This is a genomic window from Psychrobacter sp. R86515, assembly GCF_042466315.1.
GTDB lineage: Bacteria > Pseudomonadota > Gammaproteobacteria > Pseudomonadales > Moraxellaceae > Psychrobacter.
Window position 1 is genome coordinate 1,217,337 of record NZ_JAXHCC010000001.1, and the last position, 26,982, is coordinate 1,244,318.

Sequence of the window (26,982 nt, forward strand, 5' to 3'; positions counted from 1 at the left end):
TTGCGCTCTTGCATATCAAGCTCAAATATTGAGCTGATATGCTGAGTCTAAATCTCGTATAAGCCTTTATAAAAGACTTATGATTTTGCTCAAGTAACTCACTCTAAATGATGGCGACACCCTAAAATTAGAACTTATGATAGTCTAAAAGAAGACGATATAAGCGGGTGTTGAAATCTGGCTCAGAGGATTCGATGTCTTTACGACGATGTAAATAAATATGTGCAAATAAACTTAACTACACTGAAAAGCTTAAAATAATTGCTTTAGTATAACATCAATTGTCGCGACAAATAGAACGCACCAGTGGATTCCCTTATAAGATAACAGTTTAAAAGCTGAACATAAAAGCAGTTTTCGATACATCATTTTTACACACTAAATTCATGCATTATGCGCTAGTCATTATCGTCGTCATCTAGTAAGCTTGCATAGACAAAGTTGTAAGTAAAGATTACAACAACGCGTTATATAATTCACACGCTTTATTGCATAATAAAGCGTGCTAACTGCATTTTTATTGTGTTGTCTATGATAATGAATGGCTGTGAATTTGTAGTATGGAACTGGGCACAGTCATACTATTTAATCGTCATACTATTTAATTGCCATATTACTTAATCGTTATATGATTTCATAAGTCCGACCCAATGCTTTTTTGTATGATTCGCAACTCTCGCTAATGGATATGGCTTACAGACAATGTCTAAAAGCTGATATTCATCACACATTTATAAACTCGCCAGCAAAATTATCGTTTGCTGTCCGCTTTTGGTTTATACGCTATGATTGAAAACTGGACAAAAGAATTTATTATTCAGCGCTTATTGGCAATTACGTTGCTAGTGGTGCTATTCGTATTGTGTTTTCAAGTGGTGCAGTTTTTTATTGTACCAGCGCTGTGGGCAGCGATTTTGGCCTATGTGACTTTTCCTATTTATAATTTCTTCCATGAAAAGGTGAAGCTAAGCCCAGATTTTAGTGCTGCTATTATGACGGTGAGTATCTCACTGATAATAGGCGTGCCACTGGTCATCGGTGTGTTTATCTTACAGCAAGAAGCTTTGAGTTTAATCAGTAATTTGATTTACCGTATCAAGGTAGGTTACTTAGATGTGCCTGACTCCCTCAAAGATTTGCCTATCATCGGTCAGCAAGTCAAAGACGTACTGTGGCGCATCAATAAAAACCCAGAAGGGACGCTAGAAGCTTTTCGCATTTGGGTTCAGTCGCATTTATATTATGGCAAAATAGCCTTTGATGTGGTGTTCAGTAGTTTGGCCAAACTCGGTATGGCGTTAATGACACTCTTCTTTTTTTATCGTGATGGCACCAGTCTGGTTCGGCAGATTCGTCAAGCGCTGCGTAACATCATCGGTAATCGCATTGATGGTTACATCGATTCTGTGGGTACAACTACGCGCGCTGTGGTATACGGCATTGGGCTGACGGCATTGGCTCAGGCACTATTGGCTGGTATCGGCTATTACTTCGCTGGTGCGCCAAGTCCTATCTTATTGACCATTGTCACGTTTATTATTGCCTTGATTCCATTCGGCACACCATTCGTTTGGGGAGGTGTGTCGATTTGGCTATTGAGTCAAGGGCATACTGCAGAAGGTATTGGTTTGGCACTGTGGGGTGTACTGGTGATTAGCTGGGTAGATAACTTGATTCGTCCTATCGTCATTAGCGGCGCGACCAAGATTCCTTTTATCATTATTTTTATTGGTGTACTGGGTGGTCTTACAGCATTTGGTTTTGTTGGTTTGTTTATTGGGCCTGTCGTGCTGGCTATTGGGCTTGCGGTATGGCGCGAGTGGATATCGCAGCATAAGAATGAGATATTTGCTCAGCAGGAGATAATGCTTTCTGACCCTCGTGCGATAGATCCTGTGCATGGACCGGAATAATGAGTCGCTAGCAAATACGATGTAAAAAATTATCGATAGAGACGATGAATAATGACAAATGAGAATATGGCAGAGTTGACGAATAATAAGACCGATAAGTTAAGCGCGATTAAAAATATCACTATTTTAGCGGACAGCAACATCGCTAGTCTGAATGATTTTTTTAATGACGCTATGCTTAGTCAGCTGACTGAGCATACGGTTGATATCATTACTGTCGCTGGTCGAGATATCGATGCAGCGCTACTTACCGAAGTACAGCCAGATGTACTGCTGATACGCTCGGTGACAAAAGTAGGTAAGACTTTACTGGTTGATAATAACAGTGTGCAGTTTGTTGGGTCTGCGACTATTGGGACCGACCATGTAGATCAAGATTATCTAGCGTCTCGCAATATCACTTTCGCCAATGCGGCTGGTTGTAGCAAGCATTCTGTGGCTCAATATGTATTGACGGCTATCTTAACTTTGCGTCCACAGTATTGGCAGCAGTCGGCGTCATTAACATTAGGCATCATTGGTCTTGGCAATATCGGCGGCACGCTTGCTCAGTATGCCTATGATTTGGGTTGGCAGGTGCTAGGTTATGATCCCTTGTTACCAACCTCTAAAACTAATAATGCTAGCTTGGAGCAGGTACTTAGCCAAAGTGACGTGGTTAGTCTGCATGTGCCTTTAACCAATGAAAGGAATGCGACGAATTCTAAAGGTAGTGATTACCCAACACGTCACCTTATCAACGCAGCTGCATTAGTAATGATGCCTGCCGATACAATGTTAATTAATAGTGCGCGCGGACCTGTAATCGAGGAAAGAGCACTTGAAGCAGATATTGAGCGTACTGGGCGTCAAGTGGTGCTAGACGTGTTTGAGCATGAGCCAGAAGTCACAGCAAGCTTACTATCCAGACTTGCTATTGCAACACCGCATATCGCTGGCTATACGCTAGAAGGTAAGCTACGTGGCACACAAATCATTTATGATGCACTGTGTGAAAAATTATCGATACCTCCCACTCAATCTATGTCCAATCTGCTACCGCTAAATATGTTCTTATGGTCTGAACTAAAATCATATCCAGATAGACTGCCAAAGTTTTATGACATTATGCAGGATGATACCTCGTTGCGAAATAAAGCAGTGGATGGGCAAGTAAATGGTGCTGACTTTGACGGTCTGAGACGTGATTACCACTTGCGCCGTGAGTGGCAGTTTTAATTAAACAAGATATTCAGCAACCAATTATTCATCAGTCGCAGTAGAGCCCAATGACTCAAGCAAATAATATTTCTTCGCAGCCTATTACTTCTAAGCCTAGCTACGCACCAACCATGACGCTTACGATGGCACAACAGCGTGCGCAATTTATCAGTAATATTCGTCAGTTTTTTACCAGGCGACAAGTGCTAGAAGTGCAAACACCGCTATTATCCCAAGCAGGCAATACAGACACTTTTTTGCAGTCTGTAGCAGCTCACGTGACCTATCAAGACCGTCCACGCACTTATTATTTGCATACCTCGCCTGAGTTTTCGATGAAGCGTTTATTAGCCAGCTGGCAAGTACCTATTTATCAGATTTGCCCTGTCTTTCGTGATAACGAAATAGGCACACGTCATAATATTGAATTTACGATGCTTGAATGGTATCAACCGAATTATAGTCTGGACGAGATGGCAACTGAACTTAATGAGTTGTTAGAGGCACTTTATGGTCATTCAATTGTGATGAGTCATTATCGTTATGTCGATGCTTTTATGGATTATGTTGGCATACATCCGTTGACAGCGAGTTTAACTGCATTGCAAGCCGTGGCAGAAGATATGGGTTTGACAGGGTTTGATTTTAATAATGCTGATGATAGCGAAGAAAACCGTCGTCAGAGCTGGTTAGATTTGTTATTCAGTCATGCCGTAGAGCCAAACCTAGGTCATGATTTGCCGACATTAATCATAGAGTATCCACCTGCGACCGCTGCACTAGCGAAGACAGCTATGGACAAAGACGGTAATAAAATAGCAAAACGTTTTGAGTTGTATATCAATGGCATTGAGATTGCCAATGCTTATGATGAACTAGCAGATGGTCAAGCATTGCATGACCGTTTTGAACAAGACAATCAATTACGTGCGCGTCATAACCTACCTCAAATGCCAATCGATGAATATCTATTAGATGCATCCAATGATTTGATGCCATGTAGCGGTATCGCAGTCGGTATGGATAGATTGCTAATGGTGTTGACAGGTGCAAGCAGCTTGGAAGAAGTCATTCCTTTTCCCAGTGGGCAAGCATAATTGAATGAGCTTCTTTTAGATTAGCTGTAATCTAAATACATAATAAAAAGGTCGTTGCCGATTTACCAATTAGATATTGGCGAATCGATAAGGACCTTTTGTATTGGCTGCTTTTAAAATCTAGCGTCTACAACCAATTTTGCTAATACTAAATTTATTTATACCGTAGCAACTGCTTCATTGATATCGATATCACCATTATGTAGATTGAAGACTTTGCCTATGGTGTTATCTGTGGTTAGCACCGCGGCTAGCGTTGTCGCTACATCTTCGATGGCATTCTCACCAGAACTGGTATCATTAATAGTAATTTTACCAGTGCCTGCGCGCTCTTTTAGTGCGCCTGGCTGTACGATAGTGTAATCCAGCGAGCTGTTATTCACTAACCAGTGATCGGCGTAGTGCTTTGAGATATAGTATTCTTTTAGATCTGCAATACCAGGGTTTTCGTCCCATTTGTCAGTTTCTAATGAAAAGACTGAGCTCAGCATAATATAACGTTTAATGCCTTTATCTTGTGCAGCCTGCATCGTTTTCACGGCACCGTGCAAATCAACTTCTAAGACATTTTTGCCACCAGATCCTGCTACAAAGTAAACAGCCTCGATATCCTGATCTAGTTGTTTTTCAATAGAGTCTTTACTGGCTGTAATGTCTAAATCTAGCTGGGTGTAATTGTCATTATCAAATAGTTTTTCTTTCTGACGAGTCGTGCCAATAACTTGATGGTCATCAGCCAATAACTGCTTAACCAAATCACCGCCCACTCGACCACTTGCACCAACGACTAAAATTTTCATAATCATTCCTATTCTTATTTAAATGCTATTGTTTGAATTATTCAGTAAGTTTATTTATCTTAAAAACCGAATATAGAGTAACAAAGATAGGTAGCACGCTTCGTTATAAAGCGTGCTGATTGAATAGTGTTTGGTTATAGAGTGTATACCGTTTGCAAGGAAGCAAACGTTGGCTAGATAATGTTACTTAATAGAAGACAGGATGGGTAGGCGTCAGATAGAACGATAAAAAATACTAACGGACCAAGCGATTAAGCCCATCGGCAAAGGCTTTTTTATCTCGATCGCCGTAGGGTTTCTGACCGCTCATTTCCTGTAACTCTAGGACGCCAGTACCACGCATGGTGTCCATAAAGTCGCGCATATTGAGCTTTTGCTTGATGTTGTTCTTATCGTAGACCACGCCGCGCGTCGTCAATACCATACCACCTTTGTCCAAAATGTCATTAGCCAAAGGAATGTCGCTAGTGATAGCTAAGTCACCAGCCTGTATCTGCTCGACGATATAATCATCAGCTTTGTCGAACCCTGATGGCACGACTGTCATGACAAGTAAGGGCGACTTGCGTAGCTTAATCGGCTGATTGGCCACAAATATAGCCATGGTCTTGGTACGTTCAGCCGTTTTAATAATCAAGTCTTTGGCAATCAATGGTACCGAGTCTGCGTCCACCCAAATCTGCATTATTTTTTGGCCTTCTCAGATTTTAATGGAGTAGCAGTCAGGCTGTCTGTTTGGCTATCTTTAGTGTCTAGTTCACCAGCTGTGGCATCGCTTTGAACACTGTTCTGAGCACTGTTTTTAGCATTACTCTTAGCATCGACGTCTGCTTTACTAGGCTGAGTATCTACACTTGCATACTCTTTATCCAGACCAACCTTGTTTGGCAATATAGCAACCAGTTTTGCCATAGCAGGCTCTAAATCAGTCACGTCATTAGGCATCAAAGTGATATGAGCAATCTTGCGATCGTCACGCTCAGCCTTATGATAGCTATGATAATGAGCGCCATCAATATTTAATACTGCACTGATATCAGGATATTGACCCAGTACATTCACCATAATCGCAGGATGCACGTTGTCTGTATCGCCTAATGGCAAGTTAACCACGGCACGGATATGATTCTCAAACTGACTGGTAATAGCGCCTTCGATACTCCAGTGTCCAGAGTTGTGAACCCGTGGTGCGATCTCATTCGCCAATATCGCGTTATGACCGCGAGCATCTTTGGTGACGAATAATTCAAGCGCCATAACGCCGACATAATCCAAGTGATTCATGACTTTGGTGATAGCATCTGTTGCTTGCTGAAACAGGTGACTCGTGCCAACAGCAGGTGCTTGAGTTTTGGCCAAAATACCATGGTGATGATGGTTTTCGACCAAGTCGTAACAGCGTACCTGACCATTTTGCGCTCTTGCTGCAATGATAGACACTTCACGGCTAAAGTTAATAAAGCCTTCAGCAATTAACGGCGCAGGTGTTGGCGTAAGTGAGCCTTTACCACTGACCGCGTCTTTTAGATCTAGCCAAGCAGTTTTAATATCACTGTCCTGCTTGATAACGAACTGCCCCTTACCGTCGTAACCACCGCGGCTGGTCTTCAGAACGATAGGCAGGCCCAATTCTTTACAAGCGTGCTTGAGCTCAGCTTCAGAATTGACTTCCATAAATGGCACGGTTGCAATATCAAGCGTGTTGAACATCTGCTTTTCTTTGAGACGATCTTGAGCGATATCAAGCGCAATCAATGGTGGGAACATGCCTTGCTTGCTGCCAGATTTTGACAAGCTAACCAGCTGTTCGACCGTAGACGTTGGCGTGTTTTCAAACTCTAACGTAAAGACATCCGCTGCTGCGATAAAGTCTTCTAATTGATCGCTATGAAAGACACGACCGTATAAGCTGGCAGGGCATTCTGGATTGTCTTCTAAGAATACACATTGGTAACCCAATGGCATAGCGGCTTCGGCAAGCATCATACCAAGCTGACCACCGCCTAAAATACCGATGGTACGAATGGTTTGGGTAACAGGATAAGCGTTTGCTGTAGTCATGGCAGGCTCTTTGAATAAAAGTGAATAAGATGTTTGGTATATGAAAAACTAAAACTCAATGGGTGAAAATAGGAAAAGGTGCACTGTATGCACCTTATCTCTAATCAGAATTGCTTAAAAGTATACAGTGATAGCTTCAATTGTTAAGCGGTCAATCTAGAAGACTCTGCTATAAAAGCTGATCGATTTATATTTACTTAAGGATTAATAGTACCTGGTGTTGGGCTAGCGAGAATAGTCTCAGTCTGAGACTGGCGCATCTGATCGAGCTTAGTAGCAATCGTAGCATCATGCAATGCTAATACTTGAATTGCAAGTAGGGCAGCGTTATAAGCACCAGCAGCACCAATCGCCAAAGTACCAACAGCGACGCCTTTTGGCATTTGTACGATAGACAGTAGACTATCCCAACCGCTCAACATAGATGATTTTACGGGGACACCAAAGACAGGTAGCGGCGTTTGACTGGCACACATGCCTGGCAGATGAGCGGCACCGCCTGCACCAGCGATGATCACTTGTAGACCATTGTCTTTTGCGCTTTTGGCATAATCAAATAATCTATCAGGCGTACGGTGTGCAGAGACAACTTCACAATCAAAAGCAATGTCAAAGTCTGCAAGCAATTGCGCAGCAGCACTCATAGTTGCCCAGTCAGACTGCGAACCCATGATAATGCCGACTTTTGGCTGACCAGCAGGGGAGGTGATTGGACCGTTCTGGTTAGCAGCAGTATTCGTGGTGCTCATGATTGGATATCCTCAAAAAGACCATCATACAAAAATTTTGCTACACTCGTAAAGCCAAGTTTGACTTTTAATACTGGTATGGCGCTAATTGCATTGATATCACGATTTTATATATGTTTTTCATCGTGATAATGCTGAACAAAATGCTTGGCCGTCAATGGTAATGGATGTTCGGTATCTAGCTGATAGCATGTTAGATAGCCGCTATCCACTGCTGCAGAGTAGTCGGTACAGGCAACTTGCGGGCTGAGTGGCTCAGGGGTGCCAGTGAGCCAATAGTGCCCGACAAACACAGGTTTATGAGTTTTTAGCGCAAATTCAATATTTTCAGCCAGTGCGTCAGGCGGTATTTGTGCCAATGCGGACGATGGAGCACGAGACACTTCACGCAGGGTGCGTGTATTTAACTCATCTAGCCACCAACGTACTCGCACTCGTGTACGCTCGGTACCTTCTTTATCTACCATCACAATACCATCAGGTAAACCTGTTTCAACCCCTTTTAACACTCGCTCTAAAGCGTCAAAGGCGATGGTATCTTCTTTAGCCGTTGCGATTAGACCTGCCGTAGTCAGACAGTGATCGTCAGTCAAGAGAGGCTTTAGTATTGCCATGCTAACTGTATCCCAGCAAGCATGTACAAAGCAGGCGTAGTCGGTCTCAATCCATAATGGAATTTCGTATAGACGCTGCAACCAGTACTCATGTTGCTCTGAGCCAAATGGTATCTCTGCTAAAAACGCCTCATGTTGGCGTCTATGGATATCATTGTGCGGGCGTAAATACTGGCTAGTATTATCAGGATCGCGCGTGGCATATGCCAACGCATTATATTCATGGTTGCCCATTACTGCATCGGCTACATCGGCATCTAGCATTGCAAAGACAATTTCCAGTGTAGCTAGTTGCTGCGAACCACGATCGATCAAATCACCAATGAACAAAGCCCTATGACCTGTCGGTGGCATGAAATGCTGACCGTTATGCTCATAGCCCAACTGATGCAGCAGACCGATCAGTTTGTCTGCATAACCATGTATATCACCGATAATATCTATAATCATAATGTATTACTAAATCTCAAATGTAGAAGTGTACCCTGCGCAAAATAGAGTTTATAAAATATAACTGTGTTTAAAGTGCTAGCTTTATTATACGTAAAAATGTCTAAAATCCCGGTGATAGCAAGGCATTGATAAAATGCGGTAGTACTTTTGGTTCCAAAACAATCGTAGCGATAACGCCAAATGCGCCGCCCCACATATGAGCCATATGATTGATGTTTGAGCCACCGCGTCGATCAGCATAGATACTATAAAATATATAAGCCACGGCAAATAGTATCGCCGGAATAGGGATCACGGCAAAGAGGTAAATTCTCTCCCATGGTGCTAGCAGGATAAAAGCAAACAGCACAGCTGATACGCCGCCTGATGCGCCTAAACTCAAATAACTGGCGTTGTTCTTGTTTTTCACGTAACTTGGAATCATGGCAACGATAATTGCCAACACATAAAAGACCACAAAACCGTAGCCAAATAAAAACGGCTGATATAGTCCTTCGATAGCACGCCCAAAAAAATACAAAGTAAACATGTTGAAGAGCAAATGCATACTATCAGCATGAATAAAGCCATGGGTCACAAAGCGATCCCATTGCCCATTGTTAACTGCTGGCGGGTAAAAAATCAATCGATTAAATAGCGTCTTGTTTTGCCAAGCCAATAAGCTGACAATAACGGTAATAATGATAATAAGCGTCGTATGGTTTAACAAAGGAAAATCCTTAGGCCGTGCCTGATATGTGACAATGTTACAAATGACAAGCTACAAATGACAATATTCAAAGCCTAAGCGTTACGGCTGAGTAAAAAATAAGTTTGACGTCTGATCCGTATTAAGTACTAACTATTAGCAATAGACTAATACTAACAGCAGTTGCGATAACGCGAATACCTATTGTGTGACAAAACGATGCTTTTTTATGCGGTTATAGTGAATAATGTAGCAGTGTACCATGCAACATAAGTGAAACTTTTAAAGCAAGGTTAAAGACGAGAGTAGTGTTCATGCATCCGCGCTGCAATGAATCTTTTAGACAAAGAAGCAAAATACACAAATGACATGGACGAAAATAAAATAAGTGCTTAATTTTGCACATTCCAATAAGGCTGATAGAGGCAGTGAAATATGAACATTATTGACCAGCTAGAACAAACGGTAACCCCAGCTGTAATGGGTAATGATGATAGCAACAATGTCGCCTATGTCAGTCTACTTGAACAGTTTTATGCTGTTTTGGCCGCGCGCCTAGCTGTGCCACAGGTTTACTCACAACTGCTGCGTACTGATCAAGTAATTACTAGCACTAATAATGAAAGCCCATTATTTGAACAAATATGGCAAGATAAAAGCCTGCAAGAAACAATCGTCCAAGAGTTGTCAGCCACTCATCACATTGATGAGCAGACAACTGAGCAATTACTAATTAGTGCCGCGCCGTTGGCATATCGTGAGCTAAAAGTATTGGCCAATGGGCAGTTCTTGCCAGCATTTTTACAAGAAAAACAGGCTGCTTTACGTCCATATTTACCTATCTGGGCAGCAGCTGCGATTACTGCTACTCAAGGTGTGGATCAGCAAATACAGAAAAGCTTTGGTTCAGATGATAATAATGTGCCAGTACATGTGCCAGTAAGTGACGACATATCGAATAGACTTGATGACGCTACTTTAGATACTGGCATAGCTGGCATAGACACAGCAATAACGAATAATGATGTAGGAAGTATAGAGCAAATATCAACTGCTGAACGCGTAAGCACTGAAGCGTTAGATAACGATGCGATTGCCAGTAGTGATGCTATTCATGCCAATCCAGCAGCTTATCATCTGGCAGAAAACAGTAATTTGAAGCGTGCACAGGTGCGCACTCGTAATCAACGAAACGATCTACTAATACGCGTATTTTTATTGATAGTAGCTTTGGCTGCGCTTGCCCTAGCAGCATGGGCATTATTAGTGAAACCCAATAATGAAATACCAGTAGAACCCGTGGCCACAGTACCTGTTGAACCACCGCCAGCACCCGTGCCTCCTGTACCAACAACGACTCCTGTTGAGATTATTGTCGGTGTAGATAACGGCGGCAACTTGTACACTTGTAGCGCGACCGTTGGCGATGCTGCACTGCAAAGCACGTTACAACAGGCACTCAATACAAGTTTTGGTGAGCAGGCAAGTATTTGTGAATTAAACATACAGGATGGGGTAGCAACCACAATCGCTAATATGCCTGCGGAGACACTGCCCAATGTCTTGACGATGCTTAGATCAACACCATTTGCACGTTTACATGTGCAAAACAACCGTCTCACTCTGGAGGCACCAGACAATATGCTGCTGCAAAAACTGGTCGCAGAAATACGAAGCTTAGTACCAGCGATGGTGGTCGAGAGTACAGCGCCACTGCCGTTGCCTGATAATAGCAACATTGGTGATGCTACGAACAACATGGCAAACGCAAATAATCAGTTTGTAGATGATGGGGCGGGGATTAATAATCAATACAACAATAATGGGGTAAATAGTAACTCTGGCGAATACCAAGCATCGGATGATGATACTGGAGATCGTGTGATACCAACTCCTTTGCCTAACAATAATAGCTTTAATAACGCGCCCAACAATCTGCCTACCAATGGCGCGAGTAATATTCCCAACAACTTTCCTTCGAATAATCAAGCCACCAGACCGCCAGGCCCTTTTTCACCTTCAGAAGTGGATGAGATGGCAAACACGGTTATCGTTGCTGAACCAGCTCAAGTTAGATAGTTTTTATAAGGCACGCCGTTTCATAGGGCGTGTCTTTTTATATGGCCTATCTTTTCATGTAATTTAGCTACAGTTACGTGTGCCAACCGAAACATTACTTACTGTATCATTTGCACAACAACGCACAGACTGTGAATAGCAGCTTAAGAATTTTATAATAATCAAAGCCAAATAAAGTAGTTTGATGGATTTATCGCTACCATGACTATCTAATACTATAATGATTGAATACAAAAGAATGATATAGCTGCTTTTTGAGCGAACAAATGATATAAATAAAAATTAAGGGGAGAGCCATATTATGGATATTATTAGCCATTTGACACGCACCGTCAGCCCAGCCGTATTGGAAGATGACCGTAGCCCAGCTAAGAAAAACCTATTAGAGCAGTTTTATGCCATTTTTGCTGCTCGTCTTGCAGACAATGATACTTTTAGCCGCTTTGCCAATGAAAACATTGCCCGTGATGACAACGCTTTTTATGATCGTGTATGGACAGAAGGGGCACACCGCGACCAAATTTCTCGCGAATTGGCAGGCAAACACAATGTCGATGCAACCGCTTCACGCGGTCTAATTGCGATGGCAGCGCCACTAGCTTTTCATGAAATAAAAAGCTTAGCTGGTACCACGCCTGTTCCGCAATTTTTGAATGATAACCTGAACAGTTATCAGCATCATATACCTGCATGGGCGGGTACTGTTTTGCCTGCTAGTGCGGTCGCTGCCACCTCTACGGCTGGTGCACCGATTTCTGATACGACCAGTACAGCGCCACTACAAAAAGAAGAAGAAGAGCCAAAAGAGAGTTTTATGAAAGCGCTGCTACCTATTATTGGTTTGATTATCTTGGGTGCATTGGCTTGGGCTCTACTCAGAGGCTGTCAAGAAAACCCTGAGCCTGTAGCAACACCAGCGGCTACAGTGCAGCAAGGGGTGCAAGGTAATGAGGCACTAGCGGTTGCAGGCGCGATTGAACCTGCATCACTGAGTATCGCAACTGGTGAAAATAGCGAGCTGTATGCTTGTCGTATGAGCGTAGGTGATGAGACATTACAAACCAATGTTATGAATGCTTTGACTGGTGCATTTGGTGATGAAGCCAATAAATGCCGTGCTGACGTTGATGATAACTTTGCAGTAGATATGCCAGCATCTGCTCAACTGGCAACGATATTACCAATTATCAAAAATGTACCGAACGCGAGCATGATTATCAAAGGCGATAACATTACTGTTAATGCTCCTGATAAAGCTGCGTTGGACAAGTTGGTTGCTGACTTACAAGCAGCTGCTCCTGCCATGACCGTGCAAGCTGAAGGTCCATTAGACCTACAAGGTGAGATTGATGATAGTCTGGCTGCTGCAGATGTGGCGATGACCAATCTGGGTGATAACCCAGATCCACGTGATGTTGCTCGCGCTTTGAGTATTCAGGTGATTAACTTCCAAGTAGATGAAGCGGTTATACCTGAAGTCAATAAGGCGCTGCTAGACCGTGCTGCAGAAATCATCAATAATGTACCTGATATTAAGCTGATGATTGTCGGTCATACAGACAGTCAAGCCTCTGATACCTATAATATGGAGCTGTCTCAGGAGCGTGCTGAGTCAGTGAAAGCGTATCTAGTGTCTAAGGGAGTTGATGCTAGTAAACTAACCACCAAAGGCTTAGGCGAATCAGAACCAATCGCAGATAATTCGACCGAACAAGGTCGCTTCCGCAATCGCCGTATTGAATTTATGGTCAATGACGAAGTGGTCAGCGCAAATGACGGCATGATGATAAACAGTGATTCGCTAGATCCAGATATGAACCCATTGGATAGTAACAATGATGATTTGTTACCAGATGGCGATGATGCTACCCAAGGTACTGCGGTAGACCCAACCAATTAATTTATATATTTTTCTTTTTCTTGCAGTTAGACAATAATAGTTAAATGACAAAAACCGCATCTTATAAAGGCGCGGTTTTTTGTATGCTACTCGATGATAGTTAAGTAAGCTATTATTTATACAGAGTAGGATCTGTTGATTCTTTAGCAGTCTGAGTATCCGTTTGACTACCAAAAAAAGTCTGAGTAACATTCTGCTTGGCTTGCTGCCAGTATTCAAATTGCTGGCAAGTAGATTCAAGGTCGCCTTGCCATGTTGGGATATTGCCGCGCATGGTTTTGATACGTTGCTGGTTAGGGTAAGGCAGATCTTGAGCAGCTTTAGCCGCCTCATGAGCAGCCACACGGTCGTTACATACGAGGGCAATATCACAACCAGCATCAATGGCTGCTTTTACGCGAGCACTGACATCACCAGCCGCCTTTGCACCTGCCATCGATAAATCATCAGAGAATAGTACCCCATCAAATTTAAGCTCATCTCGAATGATATCTTGTAGCCAAATTTTGGAGAAACCTGCTGGCTTGTCGTCTACTTGTGAAAATATCACATGTGCTGGCATAAGAGCGTCCAGACTATGTAGCGTTTGAGCAAAAGGTTGCATGTCGCTATTGATAATTTCATCTAAGCTACGCGTATCGATGGCTTCTGATACGTGCGAGTCAGGAGCGATGGCACCATGACCAGGGAAGTGTTTACCAGTGGTTGCCATACCAGCCACTTTCATACCACGCATGAACTGTGTTGCAAGCGCAGTGATGGCTTGCGGCTCATGATGAAAACTGCGGTCACCGATGACTTGGCTAATACCATCTCTATCCAGTACGGGTGCAAAGCTCAAATCAATTCCTACAGCTAGTACTTCAGCTGCCATTAGATAACCGCAATCGTAGGCGCAGCTAAGTGCCTGACTCGGGTCTTGATTGAATAGCTCACCCAATCGACCCATAGCAGGTAGGGGCGTGAAGCCTTCACGTAGCCTTGCGACTCGTCCACCTTCTTGGTCCACACCGATAAGTATGTCTTGATTGTGATAACGTATATCCTCACACAGTGCTCTGACTTGGGCCGCATCTGTGACGTTACGACCAAACAATATTACTCCACCGACCTGTGCTTGTTTAATCAAGCTGACATCTTCAGCGGTCAAAGCAGTACTATCGATATCTATCATTAAAACGCCGTACATCGCGTATTCCTTATTATTTTATATATGGTTATATTATGAGGGTGACTGATTATCTATCTATGGCTGTCTTATCGCTTATCAATCATTGTTCAGATGTCTTATTATGACAGTTATTATTAATTGAGCATAATGTGGCAGATTATCGGGGTCAAATCAATTTGCTAATAGCCATTAGATTTAGGCATTAAATTGATGTTGATAGCCCTCAATTACTATGTATGATAAAAGTGATAGAAAGTTTGGTATGTACAGGTGTAGCGTGTAAGATTGCTTATACAGTTTGAGACAGTTCAGTATTTATGCGCGTGATAATATTGATTGATTTTTGACTATATATCAGTATTTAATGATGCATAAAGTATAAGAATAAAAAACACAGCATTTATAGTTCATAACAGATTTAAGCATTTCTAATTCTGATGAATTACCCATTACTATTAACTTCAAATAACTAGGTACATATGATGAAAAAACAACCAGCACAGTGGTTACTCAGTGCAGCGTCAGTGGGCATCGCCGGTATTATCCTGACCCAAAGCTATGGTACTGCAGTCGCCGAGACCAATACGGGAAGTTTCGTTCAGACCCCTGAGCAAAAGGTCACAACTCGTCAAGTAGCCGCCTTGCTGGATCGCAGTCATTATCTCAATCAGCCTTTAGATAGCAAGACTGGTAGCGAAATCCTATCAATGTATATCGATAGCCTTGACCCAAACCATACGTTATTTTTGCAATCTGATGTCGATGAGCTTAAGAAAAAACATGCTGAAGATTTTGGCGCTCGCCTAAAGCAAGGTGATCTATCTGCAGGGGTAGAGGTGTTTGATCGTTACCGCAAACGCTCAAACGAGTACTTTGCGATGGCCACCAAGATGCTCAAAACAGATATTGATTTGACAGGTAACGACACAATCATTCTTGATCGCGAAAAACTCGGCCATTTTAAAACCAAAAAAGAGCAGCGTGATTACTGGGAACGTCAGCTAAAGTTTCAGTTGATGAGCATTACGCTCGGTCAAGAGGACGAAAAAGCCAAAGAAAAAGTATTTTTAAGCAACCCAGATATCACTCGTGGGCAAGACTTGGTACGTAACGATGAGCGTACGCCAAATGAGATTTTGCAAAATCGTTTGTCACGTCAACAGGAACAGTTTAAGCGTCTCAAAGATGATGAAATCATGGAGACTATCTTAAATACGGCGATGCTGACTTATGATCCGCACAGTAATTACTATGCACCGATTCAAGCGACTGAACTGCAAATCCAGTCGAGTCTTCAGTTAGAAGGTATTGGTGTCTCTATTCGTCCAGATCGCAAAAATCCGGATTATACCCGTATTGTGACTTTGGTCGATGGTGGTCCAGCCGCTAAGTCAGGTCAAATCAAGCCCAATGATTTGATCGTTGGTATCGCAAAAGATGGCGAAACCATGACGGACGTGGTTGGTTGGTCAACGCGTGAGATTGTCAGCTTGATTCGCGGGAAACGCGGTACATCGGTCACACTGAAATTACGTCAACCTAACACGCCAGATGCTAGCGCCCGTACGGTCACGGTAGTACGTGATATCATCCAGCAAGAAGAGTCTGGCGTCACTCAGCGAGTAGTAGAAGTGCAGCGTCCTAATATTGATAAGACGCCAAAACGTATTGGCGTACTTGAGATACCGAGCTTTTATCTAAACTATCGGGCGCGTCGTAATGGTGAGGACTACCGTAGCGTCAGTATCGATACTGAAAAAGCGTTAAAAGAGTTGAATAAACAAAATATCGATGGCCTAGTGGTTGATTTGCGCAATAATCCTGGCGGTTCATTAGATGAAGTTGCCAAGATGTTAGGTTTCTTTATCAAGAGCGGACCACTGGTACAGATTCGTGATAATCGCGGCAATATTCAAGTGTATCGCGACAACGATGGCGGCGAGCAGCTGTATGATGGCAAGATGGCGGTCATTACCAATTTAGCATCGGCATCAGCCAGTGAGATCTTTGCTGCTGCTATTCAAGACTATGGTCGCGGATTAGTGGTTGGTAGTACGACGACTGGTAAAGGCTCGGCGCAGATTCAGCTCGATAGCTTAGCTTTAGGCTCTGCTACCTTAACTCAGCGTAAATTTTATCGTGTCACTGGCGGTAGTACACAGAATAAAGGTGTTGTACCAGATGTTGAGCTAGTCAATATCTATGATGATGCAACCTTTGGCGAGCGCGCTCAGAAAAAAGCATTGCCTTGGGACACTATCAGAACAGCACCGTACAAGCCTGAAGGGAAGTTTACCAGTGACACGTTGGCGACGCTTAATCAGCAGTCTAAGATTCGCCAACAAAAAGACCCGCAGTTTACTTATCTATCGACGCTAAATGATATTCGTAACATGGATGATGAAAAGAAACCTGTTCGATTAGATATCAATAGTCGCCGAGCTAAAATGCAACTAATTGAAAAACGCTCATTAGAAGCAGAAAACAAGCGCCTTATCGCAACTGGTGAGCGTCCGTACTCTAACTGGAACACTTATCAGGCAGCGATGGACGCAAAATTTGAAGAACGTAGCCGCATGAAAGCCGCTGAACGTCCAGAGTTGCCAGAGGATGAAGCATTTATCAATGAGGCGGCTTATCTCATGCTCAGCGCTGAACCTAAGACAATGCTTAGCCCTGAAGAGAAGCTATAAAATGAAGTTATTATAGCGTTACGTAATCTATGTAAGCATATGCTTACATAGATTGACGTTTAGACCTCTTACCAACGAAGGGTCAATCTGCGACTATAACTGTACGGCACGATTGAACGAAACGGTTCATTGATACTAGGGATTGGTATCTTGAAGGTCGCACTAGGGATAAGTAGTTTGCTGATTAAGGATGATAAGGCTGGATGCCTGTCAGTTATGAGATACCCCGGGATTAGGTATCACGTAACGCTAACATGGATGGTTGGTAATAAAAGCCGCATGACGCTTGTCGTTATGCGGCTTTGTTACGTCTGGATATTAATAATGTTTATAGCGGATTCTTTAAATAGATAGTACTCAAGTTGATCATATTTATATTAATTCGAAACTTACCATGAGATAAGCATAAAAAAAGGCTAGTAACCTGATCGGCTACTGGCCTTTTAGATTAGATGATAAATCTAATAATTTATTATCTAACTATTTTCACTATACTCTAGAAGAGATTAGTGCTCAACGCCACCTGCACCATGTACATGGCCATGGTTTAGTTCGTCTTCAGTTGCTGCACGTACTTCTTGGATTTCAACATCAAATGTCAAACGCTTGCCAGCCAATGGATGGTTTGCATCAACAGTAACTTCTTGATCGTTTACAGCAGTCACAGTAACCAACATTACTTGGCCACCAGCTTCTGACTGGAACTGCATACCAGGCTGAATGTCATCAACGCCTTGGAAGTTGTCACGTGGTACGTGCTGTACTGCTTGCTCTTGGTATTCGCCGTAGCCATCAGCAGGTTCAACGACTGCATTAACTTTTTCGCCAGCAGATTTACCTTCTAATTGTGCTTCTAGGCCTGGGATAATGTTGCTGTGACCATGTAGATAAGCAAGTGGCTGACCTTCTGGTGACTGGTCAAGGATATTGCCTTCGTCGTCTTTTAGTGTGTAATTGAATTTGACGGCAGTGTCTTTTGCGATAGTAGTCATAAAATATCCTAAATATATCTATGTAAAAAATTAAATACGGTTGCAATAAACCTAAAAAAGCCAATCTGCAAGCCAAAAGGCCACGTCATTAGTCAATTATCATCAGTTTATTAAAGTAACTTTAGCAGTTAGCATCTTTAATTGAGATGGCCCACATAACTTTCAAGGCAAAAAACATAAAAAATGCCAATTAATGCCACAATTTACAATAATAACTGCTATTTTCTATAGTTAATGCATAGCTATTGGCTATTCATGGTTTAGGAGTTGCTTTTTTAGAGCAGGACTTCTAGCATAATTATAAAAATAAGGATGAGAGATACGATGACTGCATTTGCCAATACCACTACTAAACAACCAGCGAGCAATGTTTCAACCAATCATGATGATACTAAGGCTAAAACGATAGTTGATATAAGCTATCAATTTGATTTTGCCCGTTTCTACGAGCATTTGGTCGATGTATCCCTGAGCTTTACAGCAGTATCCGACGCTCCGCAGCTTTGGTTACCAGCGTGGATACCAGGCAGTTATCTAATGCGCGAGTTTGCTCGAAACATCACTGCGGTACATTATCAAATAGTAGAGGCTCAAACAGCGGATAGTAACAAGCAACCAGAAACTTATCGCGCGCAAAAAATCGACAAAAATACATGGCAGCTGCCAGCGGCGCAAGCAGGGCAGAGTGTCATCGTTGAGTACGAAGTCTATTGCTATGACTTGTCCGTGCGTACAGCCTATGTCGATCAGCAACGACTTTACGGTAATTTCACCTCACTTGCGCTCGCCGTCGAAGGGCAAGAGCAGGCGCCTATCCAAGTTAGCTTGATTGTGCCTGAGACATTTTTTGCAGACAAAGAAAGTAGCAAATTACTGTTGGCTTGTGGGTTGGACGCTACGCACCTGCATGTTGATCAGCAGCAAAAAGGCAGTCAGCAAGCGAATAGTCAGCACCTTTACAAGTTACAGGCAGCCAATTATCACGAGCTGATTGATTATCCATTCGAAATCGCAGAACAAGAAAAGTTTGATTTTATTATTCATGATAATGAGCACCAGACGCTACATCATAGCTTTTACCTGTCGGGTAAGCAGAATGCCAATCTAGGTCGATTGCAGCAAGATATTACTCAGATTTGTCAGACCTACGTAGATTGGTTAGGCGATGCGCCATTTGACGATTATACGTTTATGACTTTTGCCAGCGGTCAGGACTATGGTGGGCTTGAGCATATCAACTCTACTAGCCTTATTACCCCGCGCAATGACTTACCCAGCACTAATGAGCCAAAGTTACCAAGTACAGATTATCAGCGATTTTTAGGATTATGTAGTCATGAGTATTTTCACTCATGGTGGGTGAAGACGGTACGTCCTGATGTCATGATCGATGTCGATTTACGACGTGAAGCATTTACGCCATTACTTTGGGTATTCGAAGGTTTTACGTCTTATATCGATGACTTTATGTTGCAAGCGTCAGGTGTGATTGATAAAGCCAATTATCTGCGACTGCTAGCCGAGCAAATCAATCGCTACTACCAGACTCCAGGGCGTGGTAATCAAAGCGTGGCAGAGTCAAGTTTTGATGCTTGGATTAAGCTGTATCGTACCGATGAAAATACAGGCAATGCGGGTATCAGTTACTATAATAAAGGCGCGTTGGTAGCTCTATGTCTGGATCTAATCTTACTCAAAAATAGCGACGGTCGTTATCGTTTGTTTGATGTGGTCAAAGCTTTTTATACTCAAGCCAAGCAGAACGACAGTAAGCGGATTGGTATCAGTAGTGCTGACATGGGCTCAGTCATTGAGCAGTTTATGCCGCTAGCAGAATGGGAAGATTTTGAACGCCGTTATGTCAACGGGGTAGAAGAGCTGCCAATTGAAGCGTTGCTAGTGGCAAACGGTGTCAAAATACAGGCGAATACCAAAGAAACCGCTGACAAGCATGTGCCTTGGGGTATGCGATGTAATGAGACGCCAGCTGGGCTCAAGGTCAATCGTGTGATGCGAGGTAGTATTGCGGCTAAAGCTGGTATTTCAGCGCATGACGTTATTATCGCGATTGACGGCATCAAAGCAGATACGAAACAACTTATCACCTTGGTTAATACAGAGCATCCTGTTGAATGCTATTTATTCCGTCGTGATGAGCTGATGTGTGTTCAGGTTCAACCCGAAACGACAACTAAAGTTAAGCCGCGAGATGAGACAACTGGCATGACTGGAGCAGTACCTCCTCATAAAGTAAGCCTACGCTTAGCAAAAGGAGATAAGACTTTAGAGAATGATAATGAGCAATTAAAAGGTGAGGCAGGTTGGGAGACATGGCTTAATGTTATGAAACGATAGCCTCGATGCTATATAAAATACCTTTCCATACAAAAAACCCTCTTCCGAGCAATACTGCTTAGAAGAGGGTTTTTTAAACACTTTTAATATTGTAGATATATCCAAGCAACTTAAATGCTCGATAGGTCAGAGGTTGGCGAGAAGATATACGTTTACTGCTCTTTAGCTCTGTTATCTAGATTATCTAGGTTCTTATTATCGGTAGTTTCATGCTCAATATTTTCATCTACGGAGCTATCGTCTTCGTTGCTACTTGCAGCCTCAAGCGCAGCAATCCAGTTTTTCATCACATCAATTTCAGTTTGCTGGTTATCAATGACATCTTGAGCCAACTGACGCATCTCTTCATCTGTCCCATATTCGAGCTGAACTTTTGCCATATCAACAGCGGCAATATGATGTGGTAGCATACCGCGTGCAAATGCCATATCAGGCACGGGATCAGCCACACCCAAAGTCATTTCGCCATGCATGTTTTCCATGCTTTTAGCGTATGCTTGCTGCATCGCCACAGTATTTGGCTTAGGTTTGGCAGCATCAGGATGGCTAGCCAGCCACTTGTTTAAGACGTCGATTTCAGCTTGCTGTGCTGTGATGACGTCCTGAGCAAGCTGGCGCATCGCTTCATCAGTACCATACTTGAGCTCTATTTTTGCCATCTCTACCGCGCCGCGATGATGTCCCAACATGCCTTTAGCGAAAGCGGTATCAGGATCGTTATAACCCATACCAATCATCATCTCATCATGCATTCTAGTCATTGATCTCGTATAGTCTCTGAGCATATCGCTCACTTGAGACTCATCATTGACACTGTTATCGCTGTCATTTGTTAGAGTGTCGTCTGCCATACCGTCATGCTCAGCATGTGGCATATCAGTCACTGGCGGTGAGGTTTCTTCTGCAGGATTTGATTGGTTGTCCTCTGTCGTTGGCTGACAGGCGCTCAATACAAGCGCTGCAGAAATGCTAGTGACCAACGAAAGAAAACGACGAGAAGCAATCATGACATATCCCTATTGTGAAAAAACCAAACGATAAATGGATAATACTTATTATACATAATCAATTACGTGCTGAATGTTAGCAGATAAACCTTACCCATTCGAGACACTATGTTTAACAGGTCGTAATATATTAATATTGAAGCTTTATATTAGGGGCTAAACAGCCAAACAGTGTGAATTAATCAACAGTATCTAAACTCAAAACCATATAAACTAGTTAAAAATACCTAGCTGACGACAGTGTTCGCTAGTTAGATGAACACGTACAAACTCCCCAACAGCTAAATCACCCAGTTCAAACCCTGCCACTGACCAACGTATCAAACGCAGACAAGGCAAACCGACGTGCGCTGTCATACGTCTAACTTGGCGATTTTTACCTTCATATATTGTCAGCATCAGCCATGAGTCCGGTACGCTTTTACGCTCACGTATTGGTGGATTACGTTGCCAAAGCGCCATCGGTAGTTCTTCTTCACTGACGTGTTTGACCTCAGCAGGTAGCGTTCTACCATCTTTTAAAACCACGCCACGTTTAAGCTTATTGAGTTGCTCAGCAGTAGGTGTTCCTTCTACTTGCACTAAATAAGTTTTACCTTGTTTGCGCCCTGCATTGGCTTTTGGCGGATGAGTAATTGCTTTATTAACGCGACCATCATCGGTCAAAATCAGCAAGCCCTCTGAAGTAGCATCTAACCGACCAGCAACTCGTAAAGCCTTATCGGTAAAGTATTGCGATAGGGTGGTGTGGTCGTTATTACTGTCATCTCTAAACTGACTTTGCACGCCATAAGGCTTGTTGAATAGAATGAGACTAGAAGTAGACATAAAAAGGTGTTTCCTAGTTTTTGATGGACAATGAACCATTGTAGCGTATGTTTTGTGATGCAGAGCTAGTATTAAGCAACAAGACTAAAGGCGATATATTTAATGTGCTGTATGCTACATGACCTGCTACAAAAGTAGGACAGCGCTTATATAAATTTGCTGTTATCCTAAATCCGTATTCTGATAGTGGTATTGATATTTTTAATAGAGAAATATCTACTATCTGTAAGCGACAATCATTATTTGGGTCTTTATTTTAATTTTTTAGCTTCGAGCTATTTTTAACATTGTTTAAATCAATGTCGCAAGTGTCGTACTCATCAAAGTTTTGCTTAACCAATAAGCGCTCAGAGCGTTACAACTATAATAAAACGGTTAGCATAACAAAGTGCCTAGTTCGCTTGCGACGTCCAACATACAACCAAGGAGTATCGTCGATGTCATATGATAAGGTTATCGTGCCAAGAGACGGCGAAAAAGTGACCGTAAACGCAGATTTAACATTAAATGTTCCTAATCATCCGATTATTCCGTTTGTGGAAGGTGATGGGATCGGCGTAGATATCACGCCTGTCATGATAAAAGTAGTCAATGCTGCAGTTGATAAAGCGTATCATGGCAAGAAGTCTATCATTTGGATGGAGACGTATCTTGGTGAAAAGGCAGCGAAAGTATATGACGGCGATTATTTGCCAAGCGAGACGCTAGAGATTCTAAAAGACTACGTCATTAGTATCAAGGGTCCATTGACCACGCCAGTGGGTGGCGGCTTTAGTTCGTTAAACGTCGCAGTGCGCCAAAACCTCGACCTGTATGTCTGTCAACGCCCCGTACGCTGGTTTGAGGGCGTACCAAGCCCAGTACAGCATCCAGAGCTGACGGATATGGTTATTTTCCGTGAAAATACAGAAGATATCTACACGGGTATCGAGTGGAAAGCGGGCAGCGACGATGCCAAAAAAGTTATCAATTTCTTAAGAGATGAGATGGGTGTGACCAGTATTCGCTTCCCTGAAGACTGCGGTATCGGTATCAAGCCTGTCTCAAAAGAAGGCTCTCAGCGCTTAGTACGCAAAGCGATTCAGCATGCCATTGATAATGATTTGCCAAATGTGACGCTAGTGCATAAAGGTAATATCATGAAGTTCACTGAAGGCGCATTTAAGGATTGGGGTTATGAGCTAGCGGCAGAGCGTTTTGGTGCAGAGCCATTAGATGGCGGTCCATGGATGACCATGAAAAATCCAAAAACGGGTAACGATATTATTATTAAAGACGTCATCGCTGATGCCTTCTTGCAGCAGATTTTGATGCGTCCTGCAGATTACTCTGTAGTGGCGACACTCAATCTAAACGGTGACTATATCTCTGATGCATTGGCGGCTGAAGTAGGCGGTATTGGTATCGCGCCTGGTGCAAATAAAGGTGGCGCGATTGCGGTTTATGAAGCGACGCACGGTACTGCGCCCAAGTACGCTGGTCAGAATAAAGTAAATCCAGGTTCACTGATATTGTCTGCTGAGATGATGCTTCGTGATATGGGTTGGACGGAAGCAGCTGATCTTGTCATTAGCGGTATCCAAGGAGCGATTGCTAATAAAACAGTCACGTATGATTTTGAGCGTCTGATGCCAGATGCTACCTTATTGAGTACTTCTGAGTTTGGTAAGGCGATTATTAAGCATATGGAAGCATAAGACTACTTAAGCTCTCAGCATTCTATTTTATTACTATGTATCAAAAGCCGCCTGATTATATAGGTGGCTTTTTTTATGTCACTCTTTATAAAGATTTTAGAAAACACAAAAAAACACCTCAACGTTCGAAAACGGTTGAGGTGTTTTTTACTAAAACTTGAACTCGCTTAATCGCTTCTGAGTATAAAAACCAAAAGCGATTAGGCTTAATGGTTTAAGAGCAGTTGCTTAAAATTATAGCGATGCCAAAGTCTCGTTAAACAAAGCGCTTGGACGCATTGCTTTCTTAGCCAATTCTTCATCAGCATAGTAGTAGCCTTTGATATCTACTGGCTTGCCTTGAGCTTGGTTAAGCTCTTTAACGATGGCTTCTTCGTTCTCTTTTAGCTTTTGCGCGAATGGTGTAAATTGCGCTTTTAGCTCGCTATCTTTATCTTGCGCTGCAAGCTCTTCTGCCCAGTACATCGCTAGATAGAAATGGCTACCACGGTTGTCGAGCTCGCCAGTTTTGCGTGATGGCGACTTGTCGTTTAGTAGCAGTTTTTCTGTTGCTGTATCTAGCGTATCAGCTAAAATTTGAGCTTTAGCATTGTTATCGTTGTTTGCTAGATGCTCCAACGATACCGTCAAGGCCAAGAACTCACCGAGTGAATCCCAACGTAGATGGTTTTCTTCTGTCAGCTGCTCAACGTGCTTTGGTGCAGAACCACCAGCGCCAGTTTCAAACAAACCGCCGCCTTTCATTAGTGGTACAACTGATAGCATCTTGGCACTGGTTCCTAGCTCTAGGATAGGGAACAAGTCAGTTAGGTAATCGCGTAGGATGTTACCGGTGGCAGAGATAGTATCTAGACCACGAGCAACGCGCTCTAGGGTATAACGCATCGCACGAACCTGAGACATAATCTCGATATGTAAGCCAGTAGTATCATGATCTTTTAGATATGTTCTAACTTTTTTGATTAGCTCGTTCTCATGTGGACGGTATGGGTCTAACCAAAAGATAACAGGCGTATCTGATTCACGAGCACGGCGTACGGCAAGTTTTACCCAGTCTTGGATAGGCTCGTCTTTGACCTGACACATGCGCCAGATATCACCTTTCTCAACACGTTTTTCGAGTAATACTTCATCAGTATCAATATCGACGATACGTGCAATACCAGCATCGCTAGACTCAAAAGTCTTGTCATGCGAGCCGTATTCTTCAGCTTTTTGAGCCATTAGGCCAACGTTAGGAACGGTGCCCATTGTTTTTGGATCAAAGTTACCATGCCATTTGCAGAAGTTGATCATTTCTTGGTAAATACGAGCAAAGGTAGACTCTGGCATGACGGCTTTACAGTCATACATTTTGCCATCAGCACCCCACATTTTACCACCTGAACGAATCATCGCTGGCATAGAAGCATCAACGATTACATCACTTGGAGAATGGAAGTTAGTAATACCTTTTGAAGAGTCGACCATCGCCAGACGTGGGCGATGCTCTTGACACGCATGTAAATCACGCTCAATTTCTTCACGTTTTGAAGCTGGTAGCGTTGAGATCTTGTCGTACAAATCTGCCATACCGTTGTTGACGTTGATACCTAGCTCATCAAAGAATGCGCCATGTTTTTCAAAGGCTTCTTTGTAGTAGATTCTAACCGCATGACCAAAGACGATAGGATGCGAGACCTTCATCATGGTTGCTTTTACGTGCAATGAGAACAAGATACCAGCTTCGCGGCAATCTTCCATTTCACGCTCATAAAACTCTAATAGTGCTTTTTTGCTCATGACCATCAGATCGATGACTTCTTTATCAAGCAAAGCAATTTTAGGTTTTAATACTTTTTGAGTACCATCATCAAGTAACAATTCCATACGTACTGTACGAGCTTTATCTAATGTCATAGATTGCTCGCCATCGTAGAAGTCGCCGCCATGCATGTGTGATACGTGCGTGCTTGACCATTGCTTCCACTCACCCATAGAGTGTGGATGCTTGCGTGCATAGTTTTTAACTGCTTTAGGAGCGCGGCGATCTGAGTTACCTTCACGCAGTACTGGGTTCACTGAACTGCCTAAGCTTTTGCCATAGCGCTTGCGTAGCTCTTTTTCTTCGTCAGTTTGTGGATCTTCTGGGAAGTTAGGGATAGCATAGCCTTTGCTCTGTAGCTCTTTGATAGCGGCTTTTAACTGCTGTACAGAAGCACTGATGTTTGGCAGTTTGATGATATTGGTATTTGGATCTTGAGTCAGACGACCTAGCTCAGCTAAGTTGTCAGGAACACGTTGTTCTTCGGTCAAGTATTCAGGGAATTCAGCCAGTATACGCGCTGCAACAGAGATGTCGCTAGTTTCAACTTCAACGCCTGCCGTTTTAGTGAATGCTTCGACAATAGGTAAGAACGACAGAGTCGCCAGCGCTGGGGCTTCGTCAGTTTTTGTATAAATAATTTTTGACATTTTAGTTAGATCTTCCTTTAGGCTGTAGTTAATAATAAAGCTCAAATATAGTGTTGAATATGCGTCAATGATACTATGCAATAATCCATGATATGGTTAGAACAAGTACTTCATATGTAGCTTCTTAGAAATTTTTAAGACAGGTCAGACATTTTCTTTTAATAATATTCATGAAAAAAGCATTTAAAGGCAACACGTTAACAGTCGGTGCAAAATTGCCTAAAAGTGAAT

The 26,982-nt window shown here is 42.8% G+C and carries 19 protein-coding genes; 8 read left to right on the plus strand and 11 right to left on the minus strand.

Annotation, left to right across the window (positions count from 1 at the left end):
- Positions 1–785: 785 nt before the first annotated feature.
- From SJY28_RS05170 to epmA, 3 genes are all read left to right on the plus strand, one after another.
- Positions 786–1,913, plus strand: coding sequence for an AI-2E family transporter (locus tag SJY28_RS05170; RefSeq protein ID WP_379543695.1), 1,128 nt, complete (start codon positions 786–788; stop codon positions 1,911–1,913).
- Positions 1,914–2,021: 108 nt separating this feature from the next.
- A complete protein-coding gene (locus SJY28_RS05175) occupies positions 2,022–3,131 on the plus strand; it encodes a 4-phosphoerythronate dehydrogenase (protein WP_379544923.1) in 1,110 nt (369 codons plus the stop codon).
- Between the two features lie 50 nt (positions 3,132–3,181).
- Positions 3,182–4,210 carry an EF-P lysine aminoacylase EpmA gene (gene epmA, locus SJY28_RS05180; protein WP_379543696.1) on the plus strand — a complete coding sequence of 343 codons (1,029 nt, stop codon included), beginning with the start codon at positions 3,182–3,184 and terminating at the stop codon, positions 4,208–4,210.
- Between the two features lie 158 nt (positions 4,211–4,368).
- Here the strand turns inward: epmA and SJY28_RS05185 are convergent, their stop codons facing one another.
- The 6 genes from SJY28_RS05185 to SJY28_RS05210 all read right to left on the minus strand — a co-directional run bounded on the left by SJY28_RS05185 (position 4,369) and on the right by SJY28_RS05210 (position 9,596).
- Entirely contained in the window at positions 4,369–5,010 is a 642-nt protein-coding gene (locus SJY28_RS05185) for an NAD(P)H-binding protein (protein WP_341609822.1), read from the minus strand.
- A 235-nt stretch (positions 5,011–5,245) separates the two neighbouring features.
- Entirely contained in the window at positions 5,246–5,695 is a 450-nt protein-coding gene (locus SJY28_RS05190; RefSeq protein ID WP_102093310.1) for a DUF188 domain-containing protein, read from the minus strand.
- Entirely contained in the window at positions 5,695–7,071 is a 1,377-nt protein-coding gene (locus tag SJY28_RS05195) for a 5-(carboxyamino)imidazole ribonucleotide synthase (RefSeq protein WP_379543697.1), read from the minus strand. The genes SJY28_RS05190 and SJY28_RS05195 overlap by 1 nt, the downstream gene beginning before the upstream one ends.
- Positions 7,072–7,268: 197 nt before the next feature.
- On the minus strand, positions 7,269–7,820 hold the full coding sequence (gene purE / locus SJY28_RS05200) for a 5-(carboxyamino)imidazole ribonucleotide mutase (RefSeq protein WP_379543698.1): 552 nt from the start codon (positions 7,818–7,820) through the stop codon (positions 7,269–7,271).
- Between the two features lie 107 nt (positions 7,821–7,927).
- The gene (locus SJY28_RS05205; protein ID WP_379543699.1) at positions 7,928–8,884 is read right to left on the minus strand and encodes a metallophosphoesterase; all 957 of its coding nucleotides are present in this window, start codon (positions 8,882–8,884) and stop codon (positions 7,928–7,930) included.
- 103 nt (positions 8,885–8,987) lie between these two features.
- Positions 8,988–9,596 (minus strand): rhomboid family intramembrane serine protease, encoded by a 609-nt coding sequence (locus SJY28_RS05210; RefSeq protein ID WP_165598370.1) that lies wholly within the window; start codon positions 9,594–9,596, stop codon positions 8,988–8,990.
- 414 nt (positions 9,597–10,010) lie between these two features.
- On the opposite strand from SJY28_RS05210, the gene SJY28_RS05215 reads away from it, so the two are divergent.
- Both SJY28_RS05215 and SJY28_RS05220 read left to right on the plus strand, forming a co-directional pair.
- Positions 10,011–11,654, plus strand: coding sequence for a hypothetical protein (locus SJY28_RS05215; RefSeq protein WP_379543700.1), 1,644 nt, complete (start codon positions 10,011–10,013; stop codon positions 11,652–11,654).
- 301 nt (positions 11,655–11,955) lie between these two features.
- Positions 11,956–13,554 (plus strand): OmpA family protein, encoded by a 1,599-nt coding sequence (locus SJY28_RS05220; RefSeq protein WP_379543701.1) that lies wholly within the window; start codon positions 11,956–11,958, stop codon positions 13,552–13,554.
- Positions 13,555–13,666: 112 nt separating this feature from the next.
- Here the strand turns inward: SJY28_RS05220 and nagZ are convergent, their stop codons facing one another.
- Complete coding sequence (gene nagZ / locus SJY28_RS05225) at positions 13,667–14,743, minus strand: beta-N-acetylhexosaminidase (protein ID WP_379543702.1); 1,077 nt, start codon at positions 14,741–14,743, stop codon at positions 13,667–13,669.
- Positions 14,744–15,207: 464 nt separating this feature from the next.
- Between nagZ and SJY28_RS05230 the strand changes: the two genes are divergently transcribed.
- A complete protein-coding gene (locus SJY28_RS05230; RefSeq protein WP_101205548.1) occupies positions 15,208–17,418 on the plus strand; it encodes a carboxy terminal-processing peptidase in 2,211 nt (736 codons plus the stop codon).
- A gap of 506 nt (positions 17,419–17,924) precedes the next feature.
- Here the strand turns inward: SJY28_RS05230 and SJY28_RS05235 are convergent.
- Positions 17,925–18,410, minus strand: a complete 486-nt coding sequence (locus tag SJY28_RS05235) for a peptidylprolyl isomerase (protein WP_057758283.1) — start codon at positions 18,408–18,410, stop codon at positions 17,925–17,927.
- A 324-nt stretch (positions 18,411–18,734) separates the two neighbouring features.
- On the opposite strand from SJY28_RS05235, the gene SJY28_RS05240 reads away from it, so the two are divergent.
- A complete protein-coding gene (locus tag SJY28_RS05240; RefSeq protein ID WP_379543704.1) occupies positions 18,735–20,765 on the plus strand; it encodes a M61 family metallopeptidase in 2,031 nt (676 codons plus the stop codon).
- A 152-nt stretch (positions 20,766–20,917) separates the two neighbouring features.
- On the opposite strand, the gene SJY28_RS05245 is transcribed toward SJY28_RS05240, so the two are convergent.
- Together SJY28_RS05245 and SJY28_RS05250 are read right to left on the minus strand one after the other, a co-directional pair.
- Positions 20,918–21,772 carry a DUF305 domain-containing protein gene (locus SJY28_RS05245; protein WP_379543705.1) on the minus strand — a complete coding sequence of 285 codons (855 nt, stop codon included), beginning with the start codon at positions 21,770–21,772 and terminating at the stop codon, positions 20,918–20,920.
- A 213-nt stretch (positions 21,773–21,985) separates the two neighbouring features.
- Complete coding sequence (locus tag SJY28_RS05250) at positions 21,986–22,600, minus strand: pseudouridine synthase (RefSeq protein WP_379543706.1); 615 nt, start codon at positions 22,598–22,600, stop codon at positions 21,986–21,988.
- Between the two features lie 437 nt (positions 22,601–23,037).
- Here SJY28_RS05250 and icd point away from each other — a divergent pair, with 437 nt between their 5' ends.
- Complete coding sequence (gene icd / locus SJY28_RS05255) at positions 23,038–24,297, plus strand: NADP-dependent isocitrate dehydrogenase (protein WP_379543707.1); 1,260 nt, start codon at positions 23,038–23,040, stop codon at positions 24,295–24,297.
- 234 nt (positions 24,298–24,531) lie between these two features.
- Here icd and SJY28_RS05260 read toward each other — a convergent pair whose 3' ends face one another.
- Positions 24,532–26,751, minus strand: coding sequence for an NADP-dependent isocitrate dehydrogenase (locus SJY28_RS05260; RefSeq protein WP_191114679.1), 2,220 nt, complete (start codon positions 26,749–26,751; stop codon positions 24,532–24,534).
- Between the last annotated feature and the right edge of the window lie 231 nt (positions 26,752–26,982).